The sequence below is a fragment of the Streptomyces sp. NPDC056347 genome (assembly GCF_042262625.1).
Taxonomy (GTDB): Bacteria; Actinomycetota; Actinomycetes; order Streptomycetales; family Streptomycetaceae; genus Streptomyces.
The window spans coordinates 1-26,669 of record NZ_JBHJQP010000117.1 but is presented as its reverse complement, the minus strand read 5'-3'; the positions used below and the strand labels follow the sequence as shown (position 1 = coordinate 26,669).

General features: G+C 72.9%; 24 protein-coding genes. 10 read left to right on the top strand and 14 right to left on the bottom strand.

Going from position 1 to position 26,669, the window contains the following annotated elements:
- Window positions 1-35: 35 nt before the first annotated feature.
- Complete coding sequence (gene pepN, locus ACFCV8_RS24595; protein ID WP_376687593.1) at window positions 36-2,633, bottom strand: aminopeptidase N; 2,598 nt, start codon at window positions 2,631-2,633, stop codon at window positions 36-38.
- A 201-nt stretch (window positions 2,634-2,834) separates the two neighbouring features.
- Between pepN and ACFCV8_RS24590 the strand changes: the two genes are divergently transcribed.
- Window positions 2,835-3,494, top strand: a complete 660-nt coding sequence (locus tag ACFCV8_RS24590; RefSeq protein WP_376687592.1) for a DsbA family protein — start codon at window positions 2,835-2,837, stop codon at window positions 3,492-3,494.
- Between the two features lie 95 nt (window positions 3,495-3,589).
- Here the strand turns inward: ACFCV8_RS24590 and ACFCV8_RS24585 are convergent, their stop codons facing one another.
- Window positions 3,590-4,852, bottom strand: a complete 1,263-nt coding sequence (locus tag ACFCV8_RS24585; protein WP_376687591.1) for an MFS transporter — start codon at window positions 4,850-4,852, stop codon at window positions 3,590-3,592.
- Between the two features lie 89 nt (window positions 4,853-4,941).
- Here ACFCV8_RS24585 and ACFCV8_RS24580 point away from each other — a divergent pair, with 89 nt between their 5' ends.
- From ACFCV8_RS24580 to ACFCV8_RS24570, 3 genes are all read left to right on the top strand, one after another.
- The gene (locus ACFCV8_RS24580) at window positions 4,942-5,916 is read left to right on the top strand and encodes an ArsR/SmtB family transcription factor (RefSeq protein ID WP_376687590.1); all 975 of its coding nucleotides are present in this window, start codon (window positions 4,942-4,944) and stop codon (window positions 5,914-5,916) included.
- 204 nt (window positions 5,917-6,120) lie between these two features.
- Window positions 6,121-7,044 carry an aminoglycoside phosphotransferase family protein gene (locus tag ACFCV8_RS24575; RefSeq protein ID WP_376687589.1) on the top strand — a complete coding sequence of 308 codons (924 nt, stop codon included), beginning with the start codon at window positions 6,121-6,123 and terminating at the stop codon, window positions 7,042-7,044.
- A gap of 126 nt (window positions 7,045-7,170) precedes the next feature.
- Window positions 7,171-7,680 carry a DUF6624 domain-containing protein gene (locus ACFCV8_RS24570; protein ID WP_376687588.1) on the top strand — a complete coding sequence of 170 codons (510 nt, stop codon included), beginning with the start codon at window positions 7,171-7,173 and terminating at the stop codon, window positions 7,678-7,680.
- A 104-nt stretch (window positions 7,681-7,784) separates the two neighbouring features.
- Here the strand turns inward: ACFCV8_RS24570 and ACFCV8_RS24565 are convergent, their stop codons facing one another.
- Both ACFCV8_RS24565 and ACFCV8_RS24560 read right to left on the bottom strand, forming a co-directional pair.
- Window positions 7,785-8,621, bottom strand: coding sequence for an MOSC domain-containing protein (locus tag ACFCV8_RS24565; protein WP_376687587.1), 837 nt, complete (start codon window positions 8,619-8,621; stop codon window positions 7,785-7,787).
- Window positions 8,618-9,271, bottom strand: a complete 654-nt coding sequence (locus ACFCV8_RS24560; RefSeq protein WP_376687586.1) for a CatB-related O-acetyltransferase — start codon at window positions 9,269-9,271, stop codon at window positions 8,618-8,620. The genes ACFCV8_RS24565 and ACFCV8_RS24560 overlap by 4 nt, the downstream gene beginning before the upstream one ends.
- A gap of 78 nt (window positions 9,272-9,349) precedes the next feature.
- Between ACFCV8_RS24560 and ACFCV8_RS24555 the strand changes: the two genes are divergently transcribed.
- The 3 genes from ACFCV8_RS24555 to ACFCV8_RS24545 all read left to right on the top strand — a co-directional run bounded on the left by ACFCV8_RS24555 (window position 9,350) and on the right by ACFCV8_RS24545 (window position 11,879).
- A complete protein-coding gene (locus tag ACFCV8_RS24555) occupies window positions 9,350-10,018 on the top strand; it encodes an O-methyltransferase (RefSeq protein ID WP_376687585.1) in 669 nt (222 codons plus the stop codon).
- A gap of 238 nt (window positions 10,019-10,256) precedes the next feature.
- Window positions 10,257-10,928, top strand: a complete 672-nt coding sequence (locus ACFCV8_RS24550) for a hypothetical protein (protein WP_376687584.1) — start codon at window positions 10,257-10,259, stop codon at window positions 10,926-10,928.
- A gap of 72 nt (window positions 10,929-11,000) precedes the next feature.
- A complete protein-coding gene (locus tag ACFCV8_RS24545) occupies window positions 11,001-11,879 on the top strand; it encodes an alpha/beta fold hydrolase (RefSeq protein WP_376687583.1) in 879 nt (292 codons plus the stop codon).
- Between the two features lie 123 nt (window positions 11,880-12,002).
- Here ACFCV8_RS24545 and ACFCV8_RS24540 read toward each other — a convergent pair whose 3' ends face one another.
- The 9 genes from ACFCV8_RS24540 to ACFCV8_RS24500 all read right to left on the bottom strand — a co-directional run bounded on the left by ACFCV8_RS24540 (window position 12,003) and on the right by ACFCV8_RS24500 (window position 21,887).
- Window positions 12,003-12,644, bottom strand: coding sequence for a superoxide dismutase (locus tag ACFCV8_RS24540; RefSeq protein ID WP_376687582.1), 642 nt, complete (start codon window positions 12,642-12,644; stop codon window positions 12,003-12,005).
- 295 nt (window positions 12,645-12,939) lie between these two features.
- On the bottom strand, window positions 12,940-14,355 hold the full coding sequence (locus tag ACFCV8_RS24535; protein ID WP_376687581.1) for an FGGY family carbohydrate kinase: 1,416 nt from the start codon (window positions 14,353-14,355) through the stop codon (window positions 12,940-12,942).
- Between the two features lie 2 nt (window positions 14,356-14,357).
- On the bottom strand, window positions 14,358-15,389 hold the full coding sequence (locus ACFCV8_RS24530; RefSeq protein WP_376687580.1) for an NAD(P)-dependent oxidoreductase: 1,032 nt from the start codon (window positions 15,387-15,389) through the stop codon (window positions 14,358-14,360).
- 23 nt (window positions 15,390-15,412) lie between these two features.
- Window positions 15,413-16,489 (bottom strand): ABC transporter ATP-binding protein, encoded by a 1,077-nt coding sequence (locus tag ACFCV8_RS24525; protein WP_376687579.1) that lies wholly within the window; start codon window positions 16,487-16,489, stop codon window positions 15,413-15,415.
- Between the two features lie 179 nt (window positions 16,490-16,668).
- A complete protein-coding gene (locus ACFCV8_RS24520; protein ID WP_376687578.1) occupies window positions 16,669-17,487 on the bottom strand; it encodes a DeoR/GlpR family DNA-binding transcription regulator in 819 nt (272 codons plus the stop codon).
- Complete coding sequence (locus tag ACFCV8_RS24515; RefSeq protein WP_376687577.1) at window positions 17,484-18,593, bottom strand: ABC transporter ATP-binding protein; 1,110 nt, start codon at window positions 18,591-18,593, stop codon at window positions 17,484-17,486. Before ACFCV8_RS24515 ends, ACFCV8_RS24520 begins: the two co-directional genes overlap by 4 nt.
- The gene (locus tag ACFCV8_RS24510) at window positions 18,590-19,420 is read right to left on the bottom strand and encodes a carbohydrate ABC transporter permease (protein ID WP_376687576.1); all 831 of its coding nucleotides are present in this window, start codon (window positions 19,418-19,420) and stop codon (window positions 18,590-18,592) included. The genes ACFCV8_RS24515 and ACFCV8_RS24510 overlap by 4 nt, the downstream gene beginning before the upstream one ends.
- 127 nt (window positions 19,421-19,547) lie before the next feature.
- Window positions 19,548-20,462: a carbohydrate ABC transporter permease gene (locus tag ACFCV8_RS24505; protein ID WP_376687575.1), complete on the bottom strand. Its 915-nt coding sequence runs from the start codon at window positions 20,460-20,462 to the stop codon at window positions 19,548-19,550.
- 3 nt (window positions 20,463-20,465) lie between these two features.
- Window positions 20,466-21,887: an ABC transporter substrate-binding protein gene (locus tag ACFCV8_RS24500; RefSeq protein WP_376687574.1), complete on the bottom strand. Its 1,422-nt coding sequence runs from the start codon at window positions 21,885-21,887 to the stop codon at window positions 20,466-20,468.
- A gap of 154 nt (window positions 21,888-22,041) precedes the next feature.
- Here ACFCV8_RS24500 and ACFCV8_RS24495 point away from each other — a divergent pair, with 154 nt between their 5' ends.
- Window positions 22,042-23,475 carry an FGGY-family carbohydrate kinase gene (locus ACFCV8_RS24495; protein WP_376687573.1) on the top strand — a complete coding sequence of 478 codons (1,434 nt, stop codon included), beginning with the start codon at window positions 22,042-22,044 and terminating at the stop codon, window positions 23,473-23,475.
- Between the two features lie 95 nt (window positions 23,476-23,570).
- Window positions 23,571-24,197 (top strand): histidine phosphatase family protein, encoded by a 627-nt coding sequence (locus tag ACFCV8_RS24490; protein WP_376687572.1) that lies wholly within the window; start codon window positions 23,571-23,573, stop codon window positions 24,195-24,197.
- Here the strand turns inward: ACFCV8_RS24490 and ACFCV8_RS24485 are convergent.
- Window positions 24,187-25,620 (bottom strand): amino acid permease, encoded by a 1,434-nt coding sequence (locus ACFCV8_RS24485; protein ID WP_376687571.1) that lies wholly within the window; start codon window positions 25,618-25,620, stop codon window positions 24,187-24,189. The two genes, ACFCV8_RS24490 and ACFCV8_RS24485, sit on opposite strands and share 11 nt — an antisense overlap.
- A gap of 410 nt (window positions 25,621-26,030) precedes the next feature.
- Between ACFCV8_RS24485 and ACFCV8_RS24480 the strand changes: the two genes are divergently transcribed.
- On the top strand, window positions 26,031-26,627 hold the full coding sequence (locus ACFCV8_RS24480; RefSeq protein WP_376687570.1) for a biotin transporter BioY: 597 nt from the start codon (window positions 26,031-26,033) through the stop codon (window positions 26,625-26,627).
- The last annotated feature ends 42 nt before the right edge of the window (window positions 26,628-26,669 follow it).

Here is a 26,669-nt window from a genome sequence, read left to right as displayed (position 1 = left end):
GTTCGGCCCCGGCGCACGCCCCTCGGCGGATCGGGTCAGGCCCCGGCCGCCGCCGTGTCGCAGGCCTGCGCCCGCAGCGCCCGCGCCAGGTCGTCCCGGGACTCCAGCACCAGCCTGCGCAGCGCCGGTGCCGCGTCCGCGTGGGCGGTCAGCCACGCGTCCGTGGCCTCCAGCGTCGACGGGTCGTCCTGGAGTGCCGGGAACAGGCCCCGCACCACGGCCATCCCGATCTGGATCGACCGCTCGGCCCAGACCCGCTCGATCGCCTCGAAGTACCGGCTCGCGTACGGCGCCAGCAGCTCCCGCTGCGAGGACTGCTCGAAGCCCGCGATCGTCGCCTCCACCAGGGCGTTGGACAGCGCCGTGGACTCCACGACCTCCGCCCAGGCCGCCGCCTTGACCTCGGCCGAGGGCCGCGAGGCCAGGCACCGCACCTGGTGCCGCTCACCGGACGCGGTGTCGTCGCGCGCCAGCTCGGCCGCGATCACCGACGCGTCGGCCAGCCCGTGCGCGGCCAGCGGGGACAGGAACGCCCACCGCAGCTCCTGGTCGACGTCCAGCCCGTCGATCCGGGCCGAACCCTCCAGCAGCCCGGTCAGCAGCTGGAAGTCCGCGTCCGAGTCGGCGACCGCCGCGAAGAACCGCGCCCACGCCAGCTGGTGCTCGCTGCCCGGCTCGGCGATCCGCAGCTCCCGCAGGGACCCCTCGGACAGCGCCCGGCCGCCCTCCTCGCGCCACTCGGGCGCCGCGTACTGCACCAGCGCGGTCCGGGTCCAGGTGTGCAGCATCTGGAGCACCCCGATGTCGGACTCCCGGCCCGCGAAGGCCAGTACCAGCGCCACGAAGTCGCGGGCCGGCATCAGCCCGTCCCGGGTCAGGTTCCACAGCGCCGACCAGCACAGCGCCCGCGCGAGCGGGTCCGTGATGTCGCCCAGGTGCTCGCGCAGCGTGGCCAGCGACACCTCGTCGAAGCGGACCTTGCAGTACGTGAGGTCGTCGTCGTTGACCAGGATCAGCTCGGGCCGCTCGGCCCCCGCCAGCTCCCCGATCACCGTGCGCGGCCCCGCCACGTCCGCCTCGGCGCGCGCGTACCGCACCAGGCTCCCGTCGGCGGCGCGGCGGTACAGCCCGACCGCGACCCGGTGCGGCCGCAGCTCCGGGTGGGACTCGGCCGCCTCCTGAAGAACCGCCAGCTCCGTGATCCGGTCCGCGGCGTCGTACGTCACGACCGGGGTCAGCGAGTTGACGCCCGCCGTCTGGAGCCAGGCCCGCGTCCAGGCGGCCATGTCCCGGCCGGAGGTCTCGGTCAGCACGGACAGCAGGTCGCCCAGCTGGGTGTTGCCGTACGCGTGCTTCTTGAAGTAGCGCCGGGCGCCCTCCAGGAACGCGTCCCGCCCCACGTACGCCACCAGCTGCTTGAGCACCGAGGCGCCCTTGGCGTAGGTGATGCCGTCGAAGTTGAGCTTGGCGTCCTCCAGGTCACGGATGTCGGCCGTGATCGGGTGGGTGGACGGCAGCTGGTCGGCGCGGTACGCCCAGGACTTCCGGTTGTTGGCGAAGGTGACCCAGCCGTCCTTGAACCGGGTCGACTCCACCATGGAGAACGCGCCCATGAAGTCGGCGAAGGACTCCTTCAGCCACAGGTCGTCCCACCACTGCATGGTCACGAGGTCGCCGAACCACATGTGCGCCATCTCGTGCAGGATGACGTTGGCCCGGCTCTCGTACGCGGCCCGCGTCACCTTGCCGCGGAAGATGTACTCCTCGCGGAACGTGACACAGCCCGGGTTCTCCATCGCGCCCAGGTTGTACTCCGGCACGAAGGCCTGGTCGTACTTCCCGAACGGGTACGGGTAGTCGAAGTTGTCGTGGAAGAAGTCCAGCCCCTGCTTGGTGATCAGGAAGATGTCGTCCGCGTCGAAGTGGCGGGCCAGACCCTTGCGGCACAGCGCGCCGAGCGGGATCTCCAGCGTGGTGCCGTCCTCGAACGTACGGCTGTAGGAGTCCGTCACGTAGTGGTACGGACCGGCCACGACCGCCGTGATGTACGTGGAGATCGGCTGCGTCTCGGCGAACCGCCAGACGCCGCCCTCCCGGGACTCCTCCGCCCCGTTGCTCCAGACCGTCCAGCCCTCCGGCGCCGTCACCCGGAACCGGTAGGGGGCCTTGAGGTCGGGCTGCTCGAAGTTGGTGAAGACGCGCCGGGCGTCGGCGGGCTCGTACTGCGTGTAGAGGTAGACCTCGCCGTCCTCCGGGTCGACGAAGCGGTGCAGCCCCTCGCCGGTCCGGCTGTACGCGCACTGCGCGTCGACCACCAGGGTGTTCTCGCCCTCGGGCAGGTCCTCCAGCGCGACCCGCGTACCGTCGAACACGGCCTGCGGGTCGAGCGCCCGCCCGTTCAGCGTCACCGTGTTCACGGACGGCGCCACCAGGTCCGCGAAGGTCGAGGCCCCCGCGCGCGCGTTGCGGAACCGGATCGTCGTCACCGAACGGAAGGTGAGCGGACCGGAGCTGACGTCCCCGTCGGGGCCGCCGACGGCGGAGCGCAGGTCGAGCTCGACCTCGTAGCCGTCGACGCTCAGCAGCTCGGCCCGCTCGCGGGCCTCGTCACGGGACAGGTTCTCACCGGGCACGGGCACACTCCTTTGTGTCACGTTGGAATGGTTTGATCCTCCCATGCCGGTACCGGGCCCGGTCCATGGGAATGCCCGGTGCGCTTCGCAGTGTTTGCGTGCACGGAGTTCCCGCGCACGGATGCGATCGCGCCCGATGATTCATGCCGACGAATCCTGCCGGCGAATCCTGCCCGCGAATCGCGCTTACGAGGAGAGACGATGCCCGACACCACCGCGGCGGCCGCGGCCGCGACCGGCAAGACCCCCGTCGACTTCTGGTTCGACCCGCTCTGCCCCTGGGCCTGGATGACCTCCCGCTGGATGCTGGAGGTGGAGAAGGTCCGTGACGTCGAGGTCCGCTGGCACGTGATGAGCCTGTCGGTGCTCAACGAGGACCGGATCGACGAACTGCCCGAGGAGTACCGCGAGCTGCTGGAGAAGGGCTGGGGCCCGGTCCGCGTCGTCGTCGCCGCCCAGCAGAAGCACGGCGACGCCGTCGTCGGCCCGCTCTACACGGCGCTCGGCACCCGCTTCCACAACCGGGGCGAGGGCGCCACCCCCGAGGCCGTCGCGGGCGCGCTCCAGGACGTCGGCCTCCCCGCCGAACTGGCGGAGTTCGCGGACTCGGACGTGTACGACACCGAGCTGCGCGCCTCCCACAAGGAGGGCATCGACAAGGTCGGCCAGGACGTCGGCACCCCGGTCATCGCCGTGCCCGGCGCGGACGGCGAGCAGATCGCCTTCTTCGGCCCGGTCGTCACCCCCGCCCCGAAGGGCGAGGCGGCGGCGAAGCTGTGGGACGGCACCCTGATGGTGGCGTCGACCCCCGGCTTCTACGAGATCAAGCGGACCCGCACCCAGGGCCCGATCTTCGACTGATCCCGCCCCCGGGCGTTCGACGGCGCGGACCGCCCGCCCGCCGGGGCACCGCCCGCACCGCCGCGCCCCGGGCCCCGCCGCTCGGCGGCCACCGCTCACGAGGGTCGGTCAGCGGTGGCCGCGACGTCCGCCGTTCTCGAAGTCCCCCCGGGCGCACCGCCGTCAGCGCGTCTCGCGGCGCTTCCCGCGGCAGCGCCCGCGGCCCGGCGTCCCGCCAGGGACAGGGCCAGGCTCACCGCCAGCGAGGCCACCGCCATCCCCGTCATGGCCGAGGCCGGCGAGGTCCACTGGGCTAGGCCCCCGGCCAGCGCCGCCGAGACCCCCTGCAGGGTGAGCATCCCGGAGGAGTGCAGGCCCAGCGCCTGCCCGGTGAACTCCTCCGGGGTCAGGCCCATCAGCCGCTCCTGGTACAGCAGGCTCGCCGCGAATCCGACCGAGGCGAGCATCGCCAGGGCGAACGCCACGGGAAGCGCCGGACGCACGACGAAGAGCACGTACGGGGCGGCCAGGAGCAGCTGCAACGGTGTGCCCAGCCGCCCGCGCCACGGCCGGGTGGCGACGAACCGGCCCGTCACGACGTCCCCGACGAGCATCCCCAGCGCGGCGCACGCGAAGAGCAGCCCGGCGTGCGCCGGGGCGTATGGGACGAACAGCGACTCGCAGCCGACGATCAGCCCGTTCGGCACCCAGAGCGCGAGATAGGTCCGGCGGCGCGGGCCGGAGGACCACAGCACGGCGTTGATCCGCCAGGTCTCGGCGGGCGACGGCCGCCCCGTGGCGCGCGGCGGACGCCGCTCCAGCCCGAACCGGGCGACGGCCGCGCCCGCCAGGTACAGGGCGGCGGCGACCAGCAGCGTGCCGCGCGCGGACAGCGTCGCCACCAGGAGCCCGCCGAGCGCGAAGCCGCCGATCTGCATCAGCCCGGAGCACATGTTCAGCACGGAACGCCCCAGCAGGTAGCCGTCCTTGGGCAGCACCTCGTTCAGCAGCCCGTACCGCACACCGCCGCCCACCGCGGCGACCACCCCCTGGGCGAGGAGGATCGCGAAGACCGCCGGGAGCGGCAGCCCGGGAACGGCGAGTACGGCGGTGGCCAGGGCGAAGAAGAGCGCCAGGCCGGTCGTCGCGGCCCTCGGCGGCAGCCGGTCCGCCGCCGACATCAGCAGCGCCGCGCCGATGACCTGGGCGAGCGAGGAGCCGAACATGGACAGGGCGGCCAGCAGCGGCGACCCGGTCGCGGCGTAGACCAGGGTGCCGAGGGCCAGTCCGCTCATCGTCGACGCGGCCACCTGCGCGGCGCTGGTCGCGAAGAACGGCCGGAACTGCGGAGTACGGAAGAGTTCCCGGTAGGTGCGCATGCGGGGAGTCTCGGAGCGGGCGCGCGGTGAGCGTTACTGTTTCGCGCCCGGGCGAAACATGACGGAGGGCAGGGGGAGGGGGCGGGGCCATGAGCATGTGGCGGATCGACACGGACACACTGGCCGGGAGCAGGTTCGTCGTCTCACCGCTCGCCGAGACCGTCGCCGCGCTGAAGTCCCTGGCCCGGGACCGGCCCGAGCACCCCGGCGAACGCGCCTGGCTCGACACCCATCTGCCCGCCTACCGCGCCCGCCAGGCCGCCGACCCGATCGCGGCCCGGCTCGTACCGGCGGTGTTCGGCGGCAACTGGAACGCGGACTTCATCACTCCCACCCCGACGGGCGAGGGCGCCCCGGACTTCGCGGCGGAGCTGGCCCCGATCCGGGCGACCGCACCCGAACGCGCCCGCGCCGACCTGGTGGTCTCGCTGGGCGGCCCCCTCCCGCCCCTCCTGGACCGCGACGACCTGGCGCAGCGCGCCGCCGACGTACTGGAGTGGGTCTGGCACCGCACCGTGCTGCCGGACTGGCCGCGCCGCCGCCGGATCATCGAGGCGGACATCGTCGCCCGCACCGGTCAGCTGAGCCGGGGCGGCTGGGCGGCGGCCCTGAGCGCTCTGCGCCCGGGGATGCGGTGGCTGGGCGACAGCATGCTCCGGGTCAACGCGCACGACTACCCCTCGAAGCACCTCTCGGGCGTCCGCCTCCTGCTCGTCCCGGTCACCCTGCGCTGCGGCTGGGTCTCCTGGGACGACGACGCGGAGCGGTACGCGGTGGTCTACCCCTGCTCCGGTGCCCTGGCCGACGCGGACCGGGCCCGGGTGCCGGACAGCCTCGCCCGCCTCCTCGGCCCCGCCCGCGCCGCGGTCCTGGTCCTCCTCGCCACCCCGAAGAGCACCACCCAGCTCGTGGCCCTGACCGGCCAGGGCCTGGGCTCGGTCGGCCGTCACCTCAAGATCCTCCTGGACAGCGGCCTGGCCTCCCGCCGCCGCGTGGGCCGCTCGGTCCTGTACTTCCGCACGGAGGCCGGCGACGCCCTGGTATCGGCCCAGCGAACCCCCTGACGCCTCGCGGCCCGCGCGGGTACCCCACGAAGGTGTCCACCGGACCAGCCGCAAAACTCCCTCCGGTCCGGAACCGGCGGCGGGCGGGGCGGGGCGGGGCACTTCCGCCCCGGGCCCACCGGCCGTCCGCGGCCGGTTCCACGCGTCCTGTGGTTGATCAGCCGGCGAGCCGGACGGCCGGGCGCCCGGCTACCGTAGATCCGTATGAGCCACACCGATACCGAGATCACCGCGGAACTCGTCCGCGATCTGCTGCGCGACCAGCACCCCGACCTGGCCGACCGCCCGGTGCGGCTCGGGGCGCGGGGCTGGGACAACCAGTTGTGGCGGCTCGGGGACGATCTCGCCGTACGGCTGCCCTGGGCGACGGATTCCGCGGACGAGCTGCTGCTCAAGGAGCACACCTGGCTGCCCGCCCTCGCCCCGAGTCTTCCCCTGCCCGTTCCCGTTCCGCAGCGCCTCGGCGCACCGTCCGCGCGCTACCCCCGGCCCTGGATCGTCACCACCTGGGTGCCGGGTACGCCCGCCGACCTCGCACCCGCCACCAGTGACGAGTCGGCCGACGCGCTGGCGGCGTTCCTGACCGCCCTCCACCGCCCCGCCCCCGACTCCGTACCCGCCGGCCGCGCCCGGGGCGGGCCGCTGGCCGACTGGGCCGAGCACTTCACCGCGCAGTTCGACTCGGCCACCGAGCTGGGGCTGCTCCCCGACCCCGAGGCCGTCCGCGCGATCTGGGACGACGCCCTCGCCGCGCCCGACTGGGACGGGCCGCCGCTGTGGCTCCACGGCGACCTGCACGCCGCCAACGTCCTCACCGAGCACGGCACCCTCTGCGGCGTCATCGACTTCGGCGACCTCTGCGCGGGCGATCCGGCCTGCGACCTCGCCGCCGCGTGGACCCTGCTGCCCGACGGCGCCGCCGACCGCTTCTTCGCGGCCTACGGGCCGGCCGTGGACTCCGCGACCCTGCGCCGGGCCCGTGGTGTCGCGGTACATCGCGCCCTGGTCTGCATCCACATCGGGGACGCCGGTACGCACGGCCGCCTCGGCGGCAAGCCCACCTGGGGCCCGCCCGGACAGGCTGCCCTGCGACGCCTCGTCGCGACGGCGGACGACTTCCGGGAGTAGATCCATTATCGACGCGCGGAGGGCCCGCCGTCACCGTTCTCCGGAATGATCCTTCCGCCCGGTATGCCCTTCTAGGGTTGTGGTCAGCGAAAGGCAAGTCACCGCATCCACCTGGGAGTTGAGAGAATGACGCGCGCCCTTGCCGCCCTGGCGGCGGAGCTGACGGACATGGCCGCGGCCGATCACCGGACCACGGTCCTCGCGCACAGCGACGACTTCGCCGAGCAGCTGGAGTGGCGCCGGCTGACCGCCCGGCACGGCGACCGGCTCGCCGAGATCATGGACGAGTACGGCTGGCCGACGGCGGACCTGGTCGGCGAGGAGGCAGCCCGCGCGGCCTGGCTGATCGCCCAGCACGCCGACCGCCAGATCGACGTGCAGCGACGCGCGCTGAAGCTGCTCGGGCAGGCCGTGGCGGCGGGCTCGGCCCACCCGCGCGAGCTGGCCTTCCTGCGCGACCGCACCCTCGTCAACGAGGGCCGCAAACAGATCTGCGGCACCCAGATCGCGGGGGTGAGGGACGGTGTCCCGGTCCCGTGGCCCTGCGAGGAGCCCGAGCGGATGGACGAACTCCGCACGGAGGCCGGCATCGAGCCCTTCGACGAGTACGTCGCCAGGTTCGCCCCGGCCCCCTGACGCACCGACGGCCCCCGCTCCCGCCGCGCGGGCGGTGCCGGGGGCCGCCGAGGTGTCGGGCCGGCGGCGTGAAGGCCCGGGCCCTCACACGCCGGGCCGTGCCCCTACGCGTCGAGCCATTCGGCGACCTCGACCACGTCCCCGACGCGGAGCACGCCCTCGCACACCACCGCGTTCTTCGCGCCGAAGCTGACCTTGTTCCGGTACTCCGGCTCGCGCCGGTAGGCCGAGAGGGTCCGGATCGGCTCCGGGCCCGCGCGGTGGCCGGTGGACTGGTCGACCATGGGCACGGCGCAGCGCATCGCCCGTACGGAGTGGGCGAGTTCGACGCCGCCGATGGTCATCCGGCGTACCCGGTCCTCGAAGTGCGGGGCGTCGTCCCCGGTCAGGACGATGTTGGGGCGGAAGCGGTTCATGGGGACCGGTTCCGCGTCGCCCCGGGCGGTGATCCGGGCGTTGAGGTGGTCCAGGGAGGCCGTCGAGGCGACCAGCACCGCGTGGGCGTCGGCGAAGTTGACCTTGCCGGGGGTGTCGCCCCAGCCGTCCCGGTCGAAGCCGGGGGCCACGCGTACCAGCCGGGACCTCGCGCCGAGCGCGTCGGAGAACCACTGCGCGGCGGCGTCCCCCTGGTCCACCGCCTCGCCGAGCGGGCGCTCGAACATGCTGACCTCGCGGCGCGGGCCGTCCCGGTCCACGTCCAGGCGCAGCGCCCCGAAGCCCTCGGCAGACAGGGCCAGCGCCGCGCCGTCGTCCAGGACCTCGACCCGGACCGCCGCCATGACCGGGTGCGTGCGCTGGCTGCGGAAGGCGCCGTCCGCGGCGTCCACCACCATGAACGTCCGGTCGTGCTCCAGGCCGGTGCCGAGGACCCGTGCCGAGTCCACGGAGGTCCCGGCGCAGCCCTTGACGGGGTAGTACGTCAGATCGCGGACGGTGATCATCGTTCGGTGCCCTCCGGTGCGGCCGCTTCGAGGGCGTCGATGCTGCCGGACATGACGGTGCGGATGTGCTGGGTGAGGTGCTCGACGGGCCAGTCCCACCAGGCCACGGCGAGGAGCCTGACGATGGTCTCCTCGTCGTAACGGGTACGGATGAGGCGGGCCGGGTTGCCGCCGACGATGCCGTAGTCGGGCACGTCGGAGGTGACGACCGAGCCGGCGCCGATGATCGCGCCGTGCCCGATCCGTACGCCCGGCATCACCATCGAGCCGTAGCCGAACCAGACGTCGTTGCCGACCACCGTGTCACCCCGCGAGGGCAGCCCGGTCAGCAGGTCGAAGTGGTCGGTCCAGGAGCCGCCCATGGACGGGAACGGGAACGTGGACGGGCCGTCCATCCGGTGGTTGGCGCCGTTCATGATGAACCGCGTGCCCGTCCCGAGCGCGCAGAACTTCCCGATGACGAGCTTCTCCGGGCCGTAGTGGTACAGCACGTTGCGGGTCTCGAACCCGGTGGCGTCGTCCGGGTCGTCGTAGTACGAGAAGTCCCCCACCTCGATCAGTTCCGACTTCACCAGGGGCTTCAGCAGGACGACCCTGGACTGGCCGGGCATCGGGTGCAGGACGGTGGGATCGGCGGGATCGCGGCTCATGGCGCACATCATTGCATCCGCCCCGCATGAGGTAAGTTCCTCTTGGGAACTCACTTGATCATGAGAGAAGGAGCGGCCATGACGGCGACGCGGTGGACCGAGGTCGACGAGTACTTCAAGGGCCTGCTGGTGGGTCCGGACGAGGCTCTGGACGCGGCCGTGGCGACGAGCGTGGCGGCGGGCCTGCCGGAGATGCAGGTAGCCGCCAACCAGGGCAAGCTGCTGAATCTGCTGGCCCGGTTGCAGGGCGCGCGCAGGGTGCTGGAGATCGGCACCCTCGGCGGCTACAGCACCATCTGGCTGGCCCGCGCGCTGCCCGAGGGCGGCAAGGTCGTCACGCTGGAGGCCGATCCGGCGTACGCGGAGGTCGCCCGCGCCAACTTCGAGCGGGCGGGCCTCGCGGACGTCATCGAGGTCCGGGTCGGCCGCGCCCTGGACACGCTGCCGGAGCTGGCGGCGGAGGGCTCGGAGCCGTTCGACCTCGTGTTCATCGACGCCGACAAGCCGAGCAACCCCGACTACCTGGCCTGGTCGCTGAAGCTGACCCGGCCCGGGAGCCTGATCGTCGCGGACAACGTCGTCCGCGACGGCGAGGTGGTCGACCCTGCCAGCGACGACCCGAAGGTGCAGGGGGTCCGCCGGTTCACCGAACTCGTCGCGGCCGAACCGAGGCTGAGCGCGACCGCGCTCCAGACCGTCGGCGAGAAGGGCTACGACGGTTTCATGATGGCGCTGGTCAGCGGCTGAACGCCCTTTGGCATGCTGATGCCCTTCGTTACGAGTGGTTCACGTGATCCACACATGGCTCACGTGAACCACACGGTTCATGGGCAAGGGGTGCGTCAGGGTGGGGACAGGAAGAAGAACGGCGGCCGCGGTGCTGTGCGCCGCCGCACTGATCGGCGGAGCGGCGGGCTGCGGCGGGTCGGACGGGTCGGGCAGGGCAGACAGGTCCAAGGGCGGTGAATCGTCCGGGGCGGCCGCCATGAGCGACACCCAGCGGATGAACGAGTCGCTCAACCTGTTCAAGGGGTACCGCTCCCTCCACGTGAAGGGTGAGTACCGGGACGAGGTCTCGGTCAGCGCCGACCTGCGGGTCGATCGGCGGGGAAGGTGCGTCGGCACGTTCCGGAGCGTGGGGTCCAGCGAGATCGTCGTCATCGGCCCCCGCACCTGGATACGTGAGGGTGAGGACCTCCGGAGGGAGAACCGTGCCTTCGCGAGGAACTTCCTGCCGGAGAAGCTGGCCGCTTTCGACAAGGCGCTCGCGAAGACCCGGGGAAAGTACATCGAGTTCACGACCCGGCAGCTGGGAAATACCGGCGTCATGGCCCTCTGCCTCCCCAAGAAGACGTTCGAATCGGTTCCGGAGAAGGTCGACGGAGCCAAGAGGGTGGGAAACCCGCGCACCCAGTACGGCGTGCGGACCGTTCAGCTCACGCACGGTTCGGGCACCGGTGAAGTGTCGGTGCACGTGGCGGAGAAGGGCGGCAACGAACCCCGGGGCATCGAGTTCAACGTCGATGACACCCCGGTCCTCCTCGAACTCGGCGGGTACGACGAGCAGGTGGACGTGAAGCCGCCGTCGCCTTCGGAGGTCGTGCAGCTGAAGGACGTCCCGGACCTGGACCTGATCTCGGCCCTGCCCGACAACTGATCAGGCTCAGAGCGCGCCGGGCCCGCTGGAATTCCTTCGACACGGGCCGTGGGCGCCGTCATGATCGGGTGCATGTGTTCGTACGTGAGTGACCCGATTCGTGCAGGTGTGCAGCGGCTGCCAGGAGGGCGGCTGCTGGGGTGGGCCGAGTGGGGGCCCGAGGACGGGACGCCGGTGCTGTTCTCGCCCGGGGCGGCCACCAGCCGGCGTCTCGGGTTCGGCGCCGGTGCGGTGGACCGGCTCGGGGTGCGGCTGATCGCCGTCGACCGGCCGGGCCTGGGCGCCTCCTCGCCCGCGCCGGGCCGTACGTTCGGCGACTTCGCCGAGGACGTACGGGCGTTCGCCGCCCTGCGGGGCCTCGGCCGCCGGCCGCTGATGGTCGGCAACTCGCAGGGCGCGCCGTTCGCGCTGGCCTGCGCCGCGGCCGGGGTGATCGGCGCGCTCGCGGTGGTCTCCGGTGCGGACGAGGTCGCCGAGCCGGACTTCGCCGAGGCGCTCCCGGCGGATCTGCGGCGCCTGGTGGACCTGGCCGTCGCCGACCCGGCCGCCGCCGAGGGGGTCTTCGCCGGGTTCACCGCGCAGGCGATGTGGGACATGGTCATGTCCGGCAGCCCGGAGTGCGACCTCGCGGTCTACCGTGAGCCGGGGTTCGCCGCCGCGTACCGGCAGGCCCTCGACGAGGCCTTCGCGCAGGGGGCCGAGGGGTACGCCCGGGACACCGCGCTGGCCATGGGGCGCTGGGGGATCGGGCTCCCGGACATCGCCGTGCCCGTCGACCTCTGGTACGGAGCGAAGGACACCGGGCACTCGCCCGACCAGGGGGCCCGGCTGACCGGGCGCATCCCGGGCGCGGTCCGGCACCTGGTCCCGGAGGCCGGCGGGGCGGTGCTCTGGACCCACGCCGAGCAGGTGCTGAGCACCCTCCTGGCCCACACCGCCCCCACCCCCTGAGCCGCGGAACGTGACAGAAGGGCCCCCGCCCGTCACGTCCGGGCGAGGGCCCTCCCTCCATCCGCCTGCCGGGTGAAGGTTGAGAAGACGATCACGAGGCAGGACGATTCGCGCGCCTTCCGGTCAGGGGGCGAGCAGCAGCACGTCGGCACGCTCCTTGGCGGCCGCGTAACGCCTGGCCACGTCCTGCCAGTTGACGACGGCCCACATCGCGTCGATGAAGTCGACCTTCTGGTTCTTGTACTGGAGGTAGAAGGCGTGCTCCCAGGCGTCGAAGACCAGGACCGGGGTGGAGCCCTGGCCCACGTTGCCCTGGTGGTCGTAGACCTGCTCGACGATCAGCTTGCCGCTGACCGGCTCGTACGCGAGAACGCCCCAGCCGGAGCCCTGCGTGGTGGCCGCGGCCTTCGTCAGCTGGGCCTTGAAACCGGCGAACGAGCCGAACGACTCGGTGATCGCGTCCGCCAGGTCGCCGATGCCGTCCGCCGCGAGCGGCTCGCCGCCGCCGTCACCGGTCATGTTGTGCCAGTAGATCGAGTGCAGGATGTGGCCGGAGAGGTGGAACGCCAGGTTCTTCTGGAGCCCGTTGATCGAACCCCAGGCGCCCTTGTCGCGCGCCTCCTCCAGCTGCTCCAGGGTGTCGTTCGCGCCCTTCACGTAGGCGGCGTGGTGCTTGTCGTGGTGGAGCTCGATGATCTGCGGATTGATGACCGGTTCGAGCGCCGCGTAGTCGTACGGGAGTTCCGGGAGCGTGTACGTGGCCATGTGATCGAACCCTCCAGCTGCTTACCTGTGGTTATTGCAACCTATATGCAAGAGCATCCTAAGGGTAGGAGGGCTCCGTCCGTGATCAGTCCTTCGGCCTAGGGCCGTGGCGGTAGAGGGCCTGGACCGACAGGCGCGATGCCGGGGGAAAGGAACTGTGGGGGACCGCCCGGGGCGGGGACGGACCGGAGGCGGACCTCGCGGGGGACCGCGCCCCGGAGCGAGCGTGGCCGCCGGGCCCCGCCGCGAGCGGCCCGGTCGGTGCGCACACGGCGGGGGACGAGCGGACGGCGGGTCAGGCGCGGGTGTGGGTGCGGGCCTCGGCGAGGCGGGACAGGTGGTCCTCGTACGCCTTCGCGTAGTACGCCGCACGCGCCGGGTCCGGGGCGACGACCTGCGTCGGGGCCGTCCATGCGGCCTCGTCCAGCTCCGTGCCGAAGCGCCGGGCCGCCGCCAGCACCGCGCCCCGCGCCCCGACCTCGCCCTCCACGATCCGCACCGGCCGCCCCAGTACGTCGGCGAACAGCCGCATCCAGGCGGGTGACCGGGTGCCGCCGCCGCACAGGGCGAGGGTGCCGGTGAGGCCCGCGGCCTCCAGGCAGTGCCGGGCGGCGAAGCCGATGCCCTCGCAGACGGCCCGGATCAGGTCCGCCGGGGTGGTCTCCAGCGACACCCCGGTCAGCTCGGCGCGCAGCCGGGGTTCGACGAACGGGGCACGCTCGCCGGACGGGGCGAAATAGGGGAGCGCCCGGACCCCGTTCGCGCCCGGCGGGGTGGCGGCCAGCAGCGCGTCCACCTCCGCGTGGCGCACCCCGGTGGTGGTCAGGACCCAGTCCAGGGCCGCGGTGCCGACCATCGCGGGCATGGCGCGCAGCCAGTGGCCGGGCAGGTCGGTGGAGATGTGCAGCCCCGCCGGTTCGCCCGCCAGGTCGAGCCGGTCGGTGGCCGCCAGCGCGGCCAGGCAGGTGCCGACGATCAGGAGTCCGTCGCCCGGACGGGTGACGCCCGCGCCGAGCGCGCAGGCCGGCAGGTCGTACGGCCCGTTGGAGATCCGTAACCCCGAGGGGAGCGTTCCGGTGGCGACCGGGTCGCTGACCGGGGCCAGCAGCGGGGCCCGGTGGGCGAGGCCGAGCGCGGCCTGCACGTCGGGGGCGTACGCCCGGGTCAGCGGGTCGAGGAACGGCATCGACGCGTCGGAGACATCGGTGGCCCGGACGCCGGTGAGCCGCTGGAACACCATGTCCTTGCAGTACAGCGCGGCCGTCGCGGCATCCAGCGAGGCCGGTTCGTGACGGTCGAGCCAGGCCAGCACCGGGCCCGGGCAGCCCGGGAACATCGCGCTGCCGGTGCGCCGGTAGACGGTCTCGAAGACCCCGTCCGCCAGCCAGGCGTCGACCAGCTCGTGGGCCCGGCCGTCCATCCAGGAGATCGCCTTGCGGACCGGCAGGCCCGCCGCGTCGACCAGCCAGACACCGTCGCCCTGGCCGGTGAGCCCGGCGAACTCCGCCCCGTCGGTGCCGAGCGCGGCCAGTACCTCGCCGACCGCCCCGTACACCTCGTCCATGTCCTGCTCCACGCACCCGTCGTGGATCGCCAGCCCCACCGGGCGGGACTCGACGGCCAGGGTGCGGCCGTCCGGGCCGAAGGCCGCGGCCTTCACCACGGAGGTGCCGACGTCGATGCCGATGTAGCGCGGCCCGGTTCCGGTCATGGTCACCGTTCCTCCCGGAGGGCGTGGGCGAGCGGCTCGCCCCGCACGTAGCGGGCCACCTCGGCCGCCGCGATCCGGGCCGCCTTCTCCGCGACCGCCCGGCTGGCCCCCGCCACGTGCGGGGTCATCAGGAGGTTCGGGGTACGGAAGAGCCGCGAGCCGGGGGGCGGCGGCTCCTGCTCGTACGTGTCCAGCGCCGCCGCCCGCAACTGCCCCGAGTCCAGCGCGTCGCACAGCGCGTCCGTGTCCAGCAGGGCGCCCCGGGCCGCGTTCACCAGCACCGAGCCGCGCGGCAGCAGCGCCAGCTCCCGGGCCCCGATCAGATGCCGGGACTCCGGGGTCAGCCGGGCGTGCAGGGTGAGCACCCGCGAACGGGCCAGCAGCGCCTCCAGCGAACCGGCCCGCATGCCGTGCACATCGCCCCGCACATACGGGTCGTACACCTCGACCCGGGCGCCGAACGCGGACAGCACCCGCGCCACCCGGCTGCCCACCGCGCCGTAGCCGATCAGCCCGACCGGGGTGTCCTCCAGCTCCAGGCCGCAGTCCTCGTACGTGTAGTGCGTGGCGTCCCAGCGGCCGTCCGCGGCGAGGGCGTGGTGGGCCTCGGGGATGCGGCGCAGCGCGGACAGCATCAGCCCGACGGTGAACTCGGCGGTCGCCGCCGCGTTGCGCCCCGGCGCGAAGCACACGTGTACGCCCCGGGCGCGTGCGGCGGCGGCGTTCACGTTGACCGGGCCGCCCCGGCAGACCACGATCAGCCGGAGGCCGGGCGAGGCGGCCAGCACCTTCTCGGTGAACGGGCCCATCTGGGTCACGCACACCTCGGCCCCCTCCAGGGCGGCGATCATCGCGTCCTCGGCGTCGCTCGCCTCGGTCACCTCGGCGACGGGGCCGAAGGGCTCCAGCGGCCAGGGCAGGGTCAGCTCCTCGAGCCGGGGTTCCACGGTGAGCGGGCCCAGTGCCCGGTACAGGGCCTCGGCGAGCAGCGAGTTGCGGACGAAGTGGTCACCGGCGAGCAGAATCCTCGTCACCGGGCGAACCGTCTCGGAACGGGTCATCGCAGAGCGTCTCCTGTCTGGGCGTCGAAGACATGGACGTGCCGGGGGTCGGCGGTGATGCGTACGGTGTCGTCCCGGTCGAGCCGTACGTCCGGACCGACCACGACGACCAGCGGCTTCGCCACCCCGTCGAGGGACAGCGTGGCGATGCCGGATTCCAGCAGGGGTTCGTGGGCGGCGACCCGTGCCCGTGGACCAGTGTCGTCCAGGCGCAGGTCCTCTGGGCGGATGCCGAGCACCACCGCGCGTCCCGCCGCGATCCGGTGCGCCACCGGGACGCGGACCGTGTCCGAGAGGCGCACCCCGCCGGAGCCGTCGGCGGTGCCGGGCAGCAGGTTGACCGCCGGTTCCCCGACGAAGTCGGCGACGAACAGGTTCGCCGGGGCGTCGTAGATCTCCTCGGGCGTGCCGAGCTGCTGGATCTCGCCGTCCCGCATCACCGCGATCCGGTCGGCGAGCGACAGGGCCTCCTCCTGGTCGTGCGTCACCAGGATGGCGGTGTGCCCGCTGTCGCGCTGGATGCGTTTCAACTCGCGCCGGGTGGCGTCTCGTTGGCTGGCGTCCAGGTGGGAGAGCGGCTCGTCCAGGAGGAGCACGTCCGGCTCCCGGATCAGTGCCCGGGCCAGTGCGACCCGCTGCTTCTGGCCGCTGGAGAGGGAGGCCGGGCGGGCGTCCAGCAGCTCGGTGATCCCGATGCGGCCGGCCATTCCCGCGACCCGGCGGCGGATCTCGGCCCGTCCCAGGCCGCCCCGGGCGGCGAGCCCGAAGGACAGGTTCCCGGCGACCGTCAGCGGCGGGTACAGCGCGTAGTTCTCGAACGCCACCCCGATGTTGCGCCGCCGGGCCGGGAGCCCGGCCACCGACGTGCCGCCGATCAGGATGTCGCCGCCGGTCACCGGTTCCAGGCCGGCGATCATCCGCAGGGTCGTGGACTTGCCGCAGCCGGACGGGCCGAGCAGCCCCAGCAGCTCGCCGGAGCGCAGCTCGACGTCGAGGGACCGGACGGCCTCGACGGCAGCCCGGCCCCGCCCGGTGTAGGTCTTGCGGAGCGCGCGCAGGGCCAGTTCAGCCACGGGCCACCGCCGTTCCGGTCGTGCCTGCCGGGCGTCGCGCCGTTCCGGTCGTGCCTGCCGGGCGTCGCGCCGTTCCGGTCGTGCCCGCCGGGCGTCGCACCGCCCTCGTCGTACCCGTCGTACCCGATCGGCGCCTCGCCGCTTCAGTCACACGTCATCGCCGCCTCGCCGTCCCGGAGTCATCCGTCGTCGCCGCCCTCCGCACCGGCGGAGCGGCCGGTGGGGCAGACCTCGTAGGGCACCTTGTGCTCGTCCAGTTCGCGCAGCGCCCGCGGCGAGGCCCCGTCGTCGACCAGCAGCAGGTCGAAGCGGGAGAGCGGGGCCAGCCGGTGCAGGGCGACCCGGCCCAGCTTCGAGTGGTCGAGCAGCAGCACATTGCGGCTCGCCGAGTCGAGCATCGCCCGCTTCACGGAGATGATGTGCTGCTCCTGGTGGTAGGCGAAGCCGCCGGACGCCGCGGAGGTGGAGGTGAAGCAGATGTCGACCTGGAGCGACTGCACCGCCTCCACGCACGACACGCCGAGGAACGAGGAGTGCAGCGGATCGAAGTCCCCGCCCAGGCCCATCAGATGGATGCCCCGCTCCTGCGACAGCAGATTGATCGCCTCCAGGAAGTTGGTGACGACGGTCAGCGGGGTGATGGAGCGCAGCCGGCGCGCTATCTCCAGCGTCGACGTCGAGTCGTCCAGCATCACCGCCATGCCCGGCTCGATGAGCTTCAGCGCCCGCTCGGCGACGGCGGCCTTCTCCGCCCGCATCGTCTTCAGCCGGTAGGAGACGTTCGACTCGAAGACCCCGGACGGCTGGGCGGTGACCCCGCCGCGGAACTTGCGGACGATGCCCTGCCGCTCCAGCTCGTCCAGATCGCGGTGGATGGTCATCAGACTCACGTCGAAGCGCTCCGCCAGCTCGGCGGCGCTCACCTCGCCCTGTGCGAGGACGTACTCGGCTATGGATGCCTGGCGCGGGGCGGGACCCCGCTGCGGAACGTTGCTCACGTGCTGATCCTTCGTCCTGGACGTGCCGGCCGGTCGGCCTCGAACAGCAGCAGACTCTCAGGCCGTACGGTCAGCCGGACGGGACGGTCGGGGCTCAGGCCCGCCGCCTCGGCGCGCGGCACGACGAACGAGAGCCGCTGCCCGCCGATCCGGACGGTGACCTCGGTGGCCCGGCCAAGCAGCTCGGTGACGTGGACGGTGCCGAAGAGCCCGTACGCGGTACCGGGCGACGGTGCTCCGAGGGCGACGTCCCGCGGCCGCAGGCCCAGTTGGACCTCGGTGCCGGGAGGCACGGGGACCCGCAGCGGCAGCTCGTACGCCCCGTCCGGCGCCCGGACACCGCCCTCGGCCGTCACCGTGCCCGGCAGCAGATTGATCTGCGGGCGGCCGAACGACCGGGCGACGAACGTGTCGTACGGGCGGTGCCACAGCTCCTCGCGGGTGCCGGTCTGCACGGTGCGGCCGTCCCGGAGCACCCCGATCCGGTCGCCGAGCGCCAGCGCCTCCACCGAGTCGTGGGTGACGTACAGCGTGGTGGTGTCGCGGACCGCGCCGATCGCCCGGAGCTCCGCCCGCATCGTCTGGCGCAGCTTCGCGTCGAGGTGGGAGAGCGGCTCGTCCAGCAGGAACGCGCGGGCCGGGCGCACCAGCACCCGGCCGAGCGCCACCCGCTGCCGCTGCCCGTTGGAGAGCCGCGCCACCGGCCGGTCCAGCAGGGCCCCGATCCCGAGCAGTTCGGCGACCTCCCCGATCCGCTCGCGCACCAGGTGCGCGGGGAGGCGGTGGCGCGGCGAGCGGAGCGGGGAGGCGAGATTGTCGTACACGGTGCGGTGCGGGTAGAGGGCGTACGACTCGAAGCACATGGCCACGCCCCGGTCGTACGGCTCCACGCCCGCCATGTCCACGCCGCCCAGCTCGACCGTCCCGGCCTCCGGCTCGACCAGGCCCGCGACGGTCTTGAGCGTGGTCGTCTTGCCCGCCCCGGACGGGCCGAGCAGACAGAAGAACTCGCCCTCGGCCACCTCCAGGTCCAGCCCGTCGAGCGCGAGGTTCCGCCCGTACCGCTTGCTGACGCCGCGCAGCGCGAGGGCGGCCGGGCCGGTCACGACTTCACCGCCCCGAACGACAGCCCGCGCACCAGGTACCGCTGGATGGTCAGCGCCAGCAGCAGTGGCGGGACCACCGAGACCAGGGCGGCGGCGGCCGTCAGGTTGTACCTGGGACGGTCGCCGCCGAGGAAGGACAGCGCGCCGACCGTCACCGTCTGGGCGCTCGACGAGGTGAGGATCAGCGGGAAGACGAAGTTGTTCCACGCGAAGATGAACGCCAGCAGCGAGACGGCCGCGATCCCGGGCTTCACCAGCGGCAGCGCCACCCGGAAGAACGCCTGCTTACGGGTGTATCCGTCCAGCAGCGCCGCCTGCTCCAGCTCGGGGGAGAGGTCCTGGAAGTACGAACGCATGATCCAGACGACCAGCGGCAGCGTCACCAGCTGCAGCACCCACACCATGCCGACATAGGTGTCGAAGAGTCCGAGCTGCTGGTAGAGCACGAACAGCGGGATGATCACGGTCAGTTCGGGTGCGAAGCGGAACGAGAGCAGGGTGAACATCAGGTTCTCCGAGCCGCGGAACCGCCACCGCGCGGCGGCGTACGCCGCGGGCAGCCCCACCACCAGCGACAGCGCGACCGCCCCCAGCGACACGACGAGGCTGTTCACGAAGAACCGGAGGAACGGCACCCCCTGATCGCCCCCGGCCCCCAGCACCGTGCGGTACGAGTCGAGCGTCGGGGTGAACAAGAAGTACGTGCTGAACAGCTCGTTCGCCGGTTTCAGCGACAGGACCGCCATCCACGCGACCGGGAAGAGGGAGAAGAGGAAGTAGCCGATCAGCGCCAGATCGGCGACGACGGCGAGCACCCGGCGCCTCATCCGGCCACCCCCACGGCCCGGCCCCGGACCACGAGGCCGTGTCCCACGGCCCGGTCCCGGACCACGAGGCCGTGTCCCACGGCCCGGTCCCGGACCACGAGGCCGTATCCCACGGCCCGGCCCCGGATCACGCCGGCACCTCCGCCGCCCGGCTCTGCACCCGGCCCAGATAGCGCACCAGCACCATCGTGACCAGGTAGACCACCGCCCACAGCACGATCATGTAGCTGATCCCGAACGAGTAGCGCTGGAAGCGGATCGCCTCCAGATACGCCCGGATCTGGAGCACCATCGTGGAGTCACCGGGGCCGCCCTCGGTCAGCGCGTAGATGATGTCGAAGACCTTCAGCGAGTCCATGAACCGGAAGATCACGGCGACCAGGACGTACGGCCAGAGCATCGGCAGCGTCAGGCGGCGGAAGGTGAACCACCAGCCCGCCCCGTCGACCGCCGCCGCCTCGAACGGCGAGGCGGGCAGCGAACGCAGCCCGGCCAGCGCCAGCACCGCGACGAACGGGGTGTAGACCCACACGTCCACCGTGACCGACGACAACAGCGCCCCCGTCGGCGTGTCCGTCCACTGCACCCCGCCGAGGCCCAACGGCTCCAGCAGGTGGTTCACGACCCCGACCGAGGGCTGGAGCATCAGCTTCCACATGATCGCGGCGATCACCGGCGCGATCATCAGCGGCAGGATCAGGATCTTCTCCAGCACCCGGCCGACCCGGCTCGACCGGTGCAGCAGCAGCGCCACCGCCACCCCCAGCACCGTCTCGACCGCCGCCGCTCCGACCGCGTACGCCACCGTCACCCGGGCCGAGTCCCAGAACGCCGGCTGGGTGAGGATCCGGCGGTAGTTCTCGACGCCCACCAGGTCCGGCCGCGGTCTGCTCGCCGCGAAGTCGAACACCGTGTAGTAGAGGCCGAGCCCGAACGGGTAGAGGATGCCGCCGGTCAGCAGCAGCGCGGGCACGACCAGCAGATACGGCCGCAGCGCCCGGCGCCGGGCGGGAACCACCCGTACGTCCCGCACCCCCGGCACCGGTCAGCCGACCTTCGCGGCCAGGTCGCCGGCCAGGCCGTTCAGCACGGACGAGGCGTTCTTCCCGCCGTAGATCTCCTGGAGCGCGGCCGCCCAGGAGGTCGTCGCGTCGAAGAACTGCTCCTGCGGGGTGAACTGGATACGGGTCCGGTCCACCACCGCCTCGAAGGTGTCGAGGAAGCCCGGAATCGTCCGCATCTTCTCCTTGTACGCGGCGTCCTGGCCGATCGACTTCCGTACCGGGTCGATGTGGTTGTGCTCGATCGCGCTTTTGCGCAGATGCTCCTTGCCGGTCGCCCACTGGAGGAACAGCCAGGCGGCGGACTTCTCGCGGCTCTTCGCGTTCATGCCCAGCGACCAGATCCACATGTTCGTGTCGAGCGAGCCGCCCGGACCCCTGGGACCGGGGTGGAAGGCGATCTTCCCGGAGGCGGGCGAGGCCCCCTTCACCGCCTGGAAGTAGGCGGCGGTGTCCGCGTCGAACAGCATCCCCGCCTTCTTCGCCCCGAGGTCGCTGGAGCACTGGTACCAGGTGTACGAGGTCCAGGACGGCGGGCCGCCCTTCCTGACCATCTCCGCCCAGTCCCGGGTGAAGGCGACCGCCTCCGGGGAGTTCATCGCGGGCCGCAACTTCCCGCCCTCGACGGTGAAGTCCTTCAGCCCGTTGCGGGCGTACATCGTCATGAAGCCGGGGTGGATCGTCGCCCAGCTGCGCGAGCCGCGCACCGCGACCCCGTACATCCCCTCGAAGCCCGCCCCCGGCGCCCGGCGGGTGATCGCCCCGGCGGTCTCGCGCAGCTCGTCGAAGGTCTCGGCGGGCTTCAGCCCCAGCTTCCCGAACACCTCGGTGTTGTACGCGACGACATTGGTCTCCCAGCCCCACGGCAGCGCGTACTGCCCGCCCCGGCCGAGCGGCGCACCCGCCTTCAGGGACCACTGGTCGGCCGAGAGGAGGCTGGGAAAGAAGTCCTCCCGGTCCCACTCCGCCCCGGTCGCCGACTCGTTGCGCATCCAGGGGCCGAGGTCCTCCAGCCAGCCCGGCGGCCCGTACTGCCACACCATGTACGCGCCGAGCATGAACACGTCGTAGGAGGCGCGCCCGCTGGAGAGGTCCACGGTCAGCTTGTCGAAGTAGTTGTCCTCGGGAAAGACGTCGTGGACGACCTCGATCCCGGTCTTCTCCGTGAACGCCTTCAGGTCGGCGATCAGTGCCTCGGTGTACGGGTGCTTGTTGAGCAGCGCCCGGATCCTTCGGCCCTTGGCCCGCTTCCAGTCGAAGGAGCCGGTGATCTCGTCGGCCGCGGAGCCGCCGCCCTTCGTGCCACCGCCGCCGAAGCCGGTACCGCAGGCGGCCAGCAGCGGGGTGGCCGCCGCGGCCCCGCCCAGGGCGAGCAGCCGCCGCCGATCGCGCGCACGCATGTCCATCCGTGACCTCCACGGGTCGGCCGGAGCGGGAGAGGGACCGTTCACACCGTGAATCGACTGGTTAACAGAGCTTGTAACAGCACAAGTTGGCCGTCAATCCCTCGCGCGACAGAATTTCTCGGTGCAAAGTGAGAAGTTCACAGAGGGGGCCGATATGTGGATGGGCATCGATCTCGGCACGCAGAGCGTCCGGGCGGTGGTGGCGGGAGACCGCGGTGAGATCCTCGGCAGCGGCGCTGCCCCGCTCACCGGCAGTCGCGAGGGCGTGCGGCACGAGCAGCGGCCCCCCGACTGGTGGACCGCCCTGTGCGCGGCCACCCGGCAGGCGCTGCGCGACGCCCCCGCCCCGCGCGCGCTGGCCGTCTGCGCCACCTCCGGCACCGTCCTGCTGGCCGACCGGGCGGGCAACCCGCTGACCCCCGGCGTGATGTACGACGACGGGCGGGCCGTCGCGGAGGCGTCCCGGGCCGGGGCCCCGCCGAGCTGGGCACTGCCCCGGGCGATGCGGCTGCTGCGGGAGTACGGCGCGGGCGCGGCGGACGGCGCGGTACGGATCACCCATCAGGCCGATTACGTGCTGACCCGGCTCGCCGGGAGGCCACTGCCCACCGATTCCAGCCACGCCCTGAAGACCGGCTACGACCTGGCACGGGAGGAGTGGCCCCGGCGCCGCTTCGCGGAGCTCGGCCTGCCGGACGCGCCCTTCCCGGACGTGGTGCGGCCCGGCACCCGGATCGGCGAGGTGGGCCGGGCGGCCGCCGAGGAGACCGGGATTCCGGCGGGCACGGTGCTGGTGGCCGGGATGACGGACGGCTGCGCGGCCCAGCTCGCCTCCGGCTCGCTCACCGTCGGCTCCTGGAACTCGGTGCTCGGGACGACGCTGGTCCTCAAGGGGGTGACCTCCTCGCCCGTCGAGGACCCGGCCGGGGTGGTGTACAGCCACCGGGCGCCGGACGGCAGCTGGTTGCCGGGCGGGGCCTCCGGGGTCGGCGGCGGGGCGCTGGCGGCTGCCTTCCCGGGGGTGGACCCGGCCCGGATGGACGAGGCGGCCCGGGCGTGCGAACCGGCCCGGGTGGTGGCGTACCCGCTGGTGGCGACGGGGGAGCGGTTCCCGTTCGTGGCGCCGGGGGCGACCGGTTTCCTGCTCGGCGAGCCCGCCTCGGACGCCGAGCACTGGGCGGCCCTGCTGACCGGGGTGGGGCTGGTGGAGCGGCTCTGCCTCGACTACCTGGAACTGCTCGGCGCCCAGGTGCACGACCGGCTCACCTTCACCGGCGGCGCGGTGCGCAGTGGTCACTGGAGCAGGCTGCGCGCCGACATCCTGGGCCGGTCCGTGTGCATCCCGCGGTACAGCGAGCCCGCCCTCGGCATGGCGGTCCTGGCGGCCTACGGGGCGGGCGGCGCGCGCAGCCTGCAGGCGGCGGCGGGGCGGATGGTGCGGCTGAGGCACGTGCTGCACCCGGATCCGGCGCGCACGGCGTGGTACACCGAGCCCTACGTCACTCTGGTGGACGAGCTGGAGCGGCGCGGCTGGCTGCCCGCCCGGGCCGCCGCCCACGCCCGCACCCGCGCGCAGCGCCACCCATGACCACCCGCGCGGAGCAGCACCCCGGGGCCGCCCGCGCACGACCACCCGCGACGGCCGCCCGTACCCGTGACCGCCCGCACCCGAACGGAGACACCATGACCACCGCCCCGGCCACCCTGCTGCTCGCCCGCCACGGGCAGACCGTCTGGCACGCGGAGAACCGCTACGCCGGGGTCAGCGACATCGCCCTCACCGAGGAGGGCCGCCGCCAGGCCGAACAGCTCGGCGCCTGGGCGGCACGCAACGGGGTCGACGCGGTGTGGACCTCCACGGTCGGCCGGGCGGTCGCGACCGCGCGGCCCGCCTGCGAGGCGCTCGGGCTCACTCCCCGGCGCGAGCACGACCTGCGCGAATGCGATTTCGGCGAGGTGGAGGGGCGCACCCTGGCGGAGTTCGCGGCCGAGCAGCCCGAGCGGGCCCGGGAGTACCGCGCCGACCCGGTGGCCCACCCCTTCCCCGGGGCCGAGGACCCCCGGGCCGCGGCCGCCCGGGGAACGGCGGCGCTGCGCCGGATCGCCGCCTGGCACCCCGGGCAGCGGGTGCTCGTCGTCGCGCACAACACCCTGCTCCGGCTCGTGCTGTGCGAGCTGCTGTCGATCCCGCCGGGCAGCTACCGCCGCGTTCTGCCGAGGCTGCTGAACGCCGCGGTCAGCGAGGTACGGCTCGGTCCCGAGGGCGCCGCGCTGCTCTCCCTCAACGTGCCCTGCGCCCTCAGCTCCTGACCGCCCCCGCCGCCCGCCGCTGACGTACCAGGCCGACGACCGCGAGCACCAGCGTCAGGGCGCCCGAGGCCACCAGCTGGTCCCGGGTGCCCGGCTGGCGCAGCATCAGCACGAAGACGCCCGCCATCGCCAGCAGCGCCACCACCGTCAGCCCCGGGAAGAGCCACATCCGTACCACCAGCTTCTCGGGGGCCTCCCGCTCCAGCCGCCTGCGCAGGATCAGCTGGGAGACCGCGATGAAGATCCAGACGACCAGGATCACCGCGCCGACCATGTTGAGCAGCCACGGGAAGACGTCGGTGGGGCGCCAGTAGCTGAGCAGCACGCACAGGAACCCGAAGCCGGACGAGACCAGCACCGCCGTGCGCGGCACCCCCGAGGTGATCCGGCCGAGCCGCGCCGGGCCCTGACCGCGCCCCACCAGCGAGCAGGCCATCCGCGAGGCGCCGTAGATGTTGGCGTTCATCGCGGAGAGCAGGGCGACCAGGATCACCACGTTCATGATCTCCGCCGCGCCGTTGATGCCGAGGTGGTCCAGGGCCGCGTAGAACGGGCCGACCTTCACGACCTTCGGGTCGTCCCACGGGACCAGCGTCACGACGACCGCCATCGAGCCGACGTAGAAGAGCGCGATCCGCCACATCGCCGTACGCACGGCCCTGGCGACCCCGCGCACCGGGTCCTGCGACTCGGCCGCCGCGATCGTCACGGTCTCCAGCCCGCCGTACGCGAACACGGAGGCGAGCAGCCCGATCACCAGGCCCTCGGCCCCGTTCGGCAGGAAGCCGCCCGCACCGCTGAGGTTGCTGGTGCCCGGGGCGTCGGTGCCGGGCAGCAGACCCAGCACCGCCAGCACCCCCAGCACCAGGAACAGCGTGATCGCCACGACCTTGAGGGAGGCGAACCAGAACTCGAACTCGCCGAACTTCTTCACCGAGGCCAGGTTGGTGCCCAGGAACATCACCATGAACAGCGCGACCCAGGCCCACTGCGGGGTGCCGGGCAGCCAGCCCGTGACGATCTTCGCGGCGCCGATGCCCTCCAGGCCGACGGCCACACAGAGCAGCACCCAGAACGCCCAGCCCGCGGTGAACCCGGCCCAGGGCCCGATCGCCCGCTCGGCGTGCACGGAGAAGGAACCGGAGACCGGGTTCGCCGCCGACATCTCCCCGAGCATCCGCATCACCAGCATGACCAGCAGCCCGGAGACCGCGTACGCGATGATGATCGACGGCCCCGCGGCGGCGATGCCCGCGCCCGAGCCGACGAAGAGCCCGGCCCCGATGACCCCGCCGAGGGCGATCATCGAGAGATGGCGCTGCTTGAGCCCGTGGCCGAGAGCCGCACCGGTCCCGGTGCCGGGGCCGGGGGCAGGGGCGGGGGAGGGGGAACCGGTGGGGGGAGACACGGCTTTCCGCGACATGGACGTGCTCTGTTCACTAGGTGACACGTGGGGGGACCTGCGCGAACAGTCTGGGCGCGGGCCCGCCGCCACGGAACCACCGTCCGCTATACGGACAGCCCGTTCACGCCAAGTGCCCGTCCGGCCGCGTGCGGGCGACCGTGCGTACCGGCGGAGGGGAGGCCTCCGGTGAATTTGGTGAGAACCTACAGTCCGTCCCGGTCATCGCGCCCCGCCGAATCGAGGCCGATCCGCCCCCACCTCCAGTGACGAGCATCACGCCGCCTTGGGGTTGAGCGCCGTCCTTTGTGCGGACCCCACCAACGGCTCCGTCACCGCTTTGTGGGCCACAGACGGTGATCGGGCGTTGACCCGTGGGCTAACGTCGGGCTCACCCTGTCCCCGTCTGCCCTCACCCCCGCGGAGTCCCGATGAGCACTGCTGCCGCCGCCCCTGCCCGTACCGGAGCGGTCCTCGCCGACCTGCTCCCCGCCGCCCGGCACCGTTACGCCGTCGACACGGCCCTGGTCCTCGGCGGCGCCGCGCTCACCGGCATCGCCGCCCAGATAGCCGTACCGGTCCCCGGCTCCCCGGTCCCGGTCACCGGCCAGACCTTCGCCGCGCTCCTGGTCGGCACCGCGCTCGGCGCCCGCCGCGGCTTCCTCTCCCTCGCGGTCTACACGCTGATCGGCATGGCGGGCGTGCCGTGGTTCTCCGAGGGCACCTCCGGCATGGGCTTCCCGTCCTTCGGCTACGTCCTCGGCATGCTGCTCGCCGCCGCCGTGGTCGGCGGCCTCGCCCGCCGCGGCGGCGACCGCTCCGTGCTGCGCACCGCGGGCACGATGGTGCTGGGCTCCGCGATCATCTACGCGGTCGGCGTCCCGTACCTGGCGCTGTCCACCGGCATGTCGGCGAGCGCCGCGATCGCGGCGGGCCTGGTGCCGTTCCTGCTCGGCGACGCGCTGAAGGCCGCGCTCGCGATGGGCGCGCTGCCCGCCGCCTGGAAGCTGGCCGGCCGCCGCGGCTGACCCCGCCACCGCCCGTACGAAGGCCCGCCGGACCGCGACACC